This window comes from Rhodoferax sp. (genome assembly GCF_039922535.1).
GTDB lineage: Bacteria > Pseudomonadota > Gammaproteobacteria > Burkholderiales > Burkholderiaceae_C > Rhodoferax_B.
On record NZ_JBDTEM010000253.1, the window covers coordinates 1 to 3,191 of the forward strand.

The 3,191-nt window shown below is 64.4% G+C and carries 4 protein-coding genes; 3 read left to right on the forward strand and 1 reads right to left on the reverse strand.

Annotated features, from left to right (window positions below):
* A partial coding sequence (locus tag ABI213_RS11695; protein WP_348027215.1) for an ABC transporter ATP-binding protein occupies positions 1-947 on the forward strand: 947 nt, incomplete at its 5' end.
* On the opposite strand, the gene ABI213_RS11700 is transcribed toward ABI213_RS11695, so the two are convergent.
* The gene (locus ABI213_RS11700) at positions 944-1,765 is read right to left on the reverse strand and encodes a helix-turn-helix transcriptional regulator (RefSeq protein ID WP_348007158.1); all 822 of its coding nucleotides are present in this window, start codon (positions 1,763-1,765) and stop codon (positions 944-946) included. The genes ABI213_RS11695 and ABI213_RS11700 overlap by 4 nt on opposite strands.
* A gap of 90 nt (positions 1,766-1,855) precedes the next feature.
* Here ABI213_RS11700 and ABI213_RS11705 point away from each other — a divergent pair, with 90 nt between their 5' ends.
* Entirely contained in the window at positions 1,856-2,779 is a 924-nt protein-coding gene (locus ABI213_RS11705) for a DMT family transporter (RefSeq protein WP_348007159.1), read from the forward strand.
* A 216-nt stretch (positions 2,780-2,995) separates the two neighbouring features.
* Positions 2,996-3,191: acyl-CoA dehydrogenase family protein (locus ABI213_RS11710; protein ID WP_348027217.1), on the forward strand; the 196-nt coding region annotated here is incomplete at its 3' end.

Consider the following 3,191-nt stretch of genomic DNA (forward strand, 5'->3'; position numbering starts at 1 on the left):
CGGGGAAAACCACCATCCTGCGGGCCATTGCCGGGCTGGAAACACTGGACGGCGGCAGCATAGAGATCGACGGCGTGACTGTCTCCGGTCCGCAGATCCATATGCCACCCGAACAACGGCGCGTGGCCGTGGTGTTCCAGAACCATGCTTTGTGGCCCCAAATGACGGTGGCGGACAACGTGCGGTTTCCCCTGCTGGTGGCACAGAAGCGCAATCCAGAAATAGACCGTCGGGTGCAGGATGCACTGGCCAACGTTGATCTGCTGCCGCTGGCCGACCGCTATCCCGACCAGCTCTCGGGCGGGCAAAAGCAACGCGTGGCGCTGGCCCGCGCCATGGTGGGCAACCCGCGGGTGATTCTGTTTGACGAGCCATTGGCCAGTCTGGATGTGGAGCTGCGCCGCGACATGCAGCGCCTGATTGCGCGTGCCCGCAGCCCCAAGACATCCATCGTCTATGTGACCCACAACCAGGAAGAAGCGCTGGCGCTGGCCGACCGCGTGGCCGTGTTATCCGAGGGCAAGATCCACCAGCTCGATACCCCGTTGGTGCTGTCGCAAGAGCCGACCACGCGCATGGTGGCCTCCTTCGTTGGGGCGCGCAATATCTTGCAGGCCCGCGTGCTGCGCAGCGACAGGCCGGGCACGGTGGAACTGGCGCTGGGCGGCTACACCTTCACGGCGCGTTGCGGCAGCGTGCCTACGCGAGCCAGCGCCTGGGTGTCTATCCAGCCTGGCGCTTTTACGGTCGCGGGGGCTGAGCCGGGCCTAGCCATGCAGGTGGACTATGTGTTCTTCCAGGGAGATGCGTACCTGGTCGAAGGGCGCTGCGCATCCGGTGACGGCACTCTGTTGACGGTTCGGTTGCCGCTGGCTGACAAGCCGGATGTGGGCGGCACCTGCCAACTGCGGGTGGTCGATGCCTGGGTACTGCCGGAAGGCGCCTAAAGAGTTTGCGGGCTGCGTACACCCACCGCACCCTTGCGAAACTCATCCGGCGTCACCCCCATCAACCGCCGAAACATGCTGATGAAAGCCGAGGCGCTGGCGTAACCCAGGTCCAGCGCCACCGTTTCCACGGTTTGCCCGGCATCCAGCAGTGGCATGGCTTTGACCACCCGCAGGCGCTGGCGCCATTCGACAAACGACATGCCCAGCTCGCGCTGGAAGCGGCGCAGCAGGGTGCGCTCGGTGGTGTGGGCGGCATGCGCTATTTCGGGCAGGGTGCGGTTGTCGCCGGGCTGGGCTTCCAGGGCGCGCAGCACCGCGCCCAGCAAAGGGTCGTCGGAGCCGGGCAGGTAGCTGCCCGCGCAGGGGGCGAGGGCGAGTTGGTCGGCCAGCACCTGCAGCAGGCGCTCTTGTGCGTCGCTGCGGGGCAGGGCGGTGGGCTGCTGGCGCAGGTGCTCCAGCAGGGCGCGCACCAGCGGGCTGACGGTCAGGGCGCAGGGCGTTTTGGGCAGCGCGCCGCAGAGTTCGGCGGCCAGGTAGAGCGAGCAGTGCACCACCTCGTAGCGGTTCAGGCCCATGTGCTCCAGGTCGGGCGGCAGCCAGATGCCGTACTGCGGCGGCGCCAGGTAGTGGTGGTGGGCCACCTTGACCTCGATCACGCCGCTGAAGGCGTAGACAAATTCGCCCCAGGCGTGGCGGTGCTGCGGGTAGCGCGAATCCGCCTGCACGCTGGCCGTGCGGAAAAACATGGGCGAGGGCAGGGCGGTGGTAAACGGGGCGGTTTCCAGATGCTTTTGCAGGTACTGGGCGGTTTGCATGTTGTCGGCTTCCGGCTATGGCTTGTCTGGATTGCACTATATCCACCAAATCCGTCGAACGGACAATCCAGGCTGACACAAAGGACTCCCATGGACACCCGCAAACCTCTCGACGGCCAGGCCAGTGCCACCATGCTGGTGCTGTGCGCCATTTGGGGCCTGCAGCAGGTGGCGATCAAGGCCGTGGCGCACGACATCGCGCCGATTTTGCAGATCGGCCTGCGCTCAGGCGTGGCGGCGCTGCTGGTATGGCTGTTGATGCGCTGGCGCAAGGAAGACATGGCGCTAACCCATTGGCGGCCCGGTCTGGCGGTAGGTGCGCTGTTCGGGGTGGAATACTTGCTGGTAGGCGAGGGCCTGCGCTTCACCTCGGCCTCGCACATGGTGGTGTTTTTGTACACCGCGCCGATTTTTGTGGCGCTGGGCTTGCACTGGAAGCTGCCCGCCGAGCGGCTGAGCCCGGTGAAGTGGATGGGTATTGGCCTGGCGTTTGCGGGCATTGTGTTCACCTTTTTTGGCCGTGCGGCATCGCCTACAGCGGGCGCGTCCAGCCACGTGCTGCTGGGCGATGTGCTGGGGCTGCTGGCGGGCGTGGCCTGGGGCGCGACCACGGTGGTGGTGCGCACCTCCAGCCTGGCCCGGGTGTCGGCGGCGCAAACCCTGCTGTACCAATTGGTCGCTGCTTGCGTGCTGCTGCTGGGCGCGGCATGGGCACTGGGGCAAACCGCCATCCACGCTACGCCGCTGGTGGGGGCGGTGATGCTGTACCAATCGCTGGTGGTGTCGTTCGCCAGCTTTCTGGTGTGGTTCTGGCTGCTGCGCGGCTACCTGGCATCGCGCTTGAGCGTGTTCTCGTTCCTGACCCCGCTGTTCGGCATGGGCTTTGGTGTGTGGCTGCTGCACGAGCCGCTGGAGCCGGGTTTTGTGGCGGGCGCGGTGTGTGTGCTGGCGGGTGTGGTGCTGGTCAGTAGCGATGGCTGGCTGCGCCTGGGTTTCAAAAAGCAGCCGGTTTGAATCGTGCCAAGCTGTGTTAAATATGCACAATGATTCGAATGTAGTGCAGCAATAAATATAGCTCCCCGTGCAAGTGATAACTGCGCTGGAAGCCTAAATATTAGTTAAATAGATTTTTCATAACATTCGTAAAATGCATAACTGGGTGCAAACAAATCGTTTGCCGCAGCATCCCGGTGGGCACTACCATGGCGGTTATTCCTTTGGAGACACCCCATGGCCCACGCCGCATTCCAATGGCAAGACCCGTTCTTGCTCGACCAGCAACTCACCGATGACGAGCGCATGGTGCGCGATGCCACGGCGGCCTATTGCCAGGACAAACTGCTGCCCCGTGTGCTGCAGGCCTTCCGCACCGAAAGCACCGACCCGGCCATCTTCCGCGAGATGGGCGAACTCGGCCTGCTGGGCC

Excerpts from the sequence above, each read along its gene's own strand:
- ABI213_RS11700 (WP_348007158.1), bottom strand. The coding sequence starts at position 1,765 with ATGCAAACCGCCCAGTACCTGCAAAAGCATCTGGAAACCGCCCCGTTT.
- ABI213_RS11705 (WP_348007159.1), top strand. The coding sequence starts at position 1,856 with ATGGACACCCGCAAACCTCTCGACGGCCAGGCCAGTGCCACCATGCTG.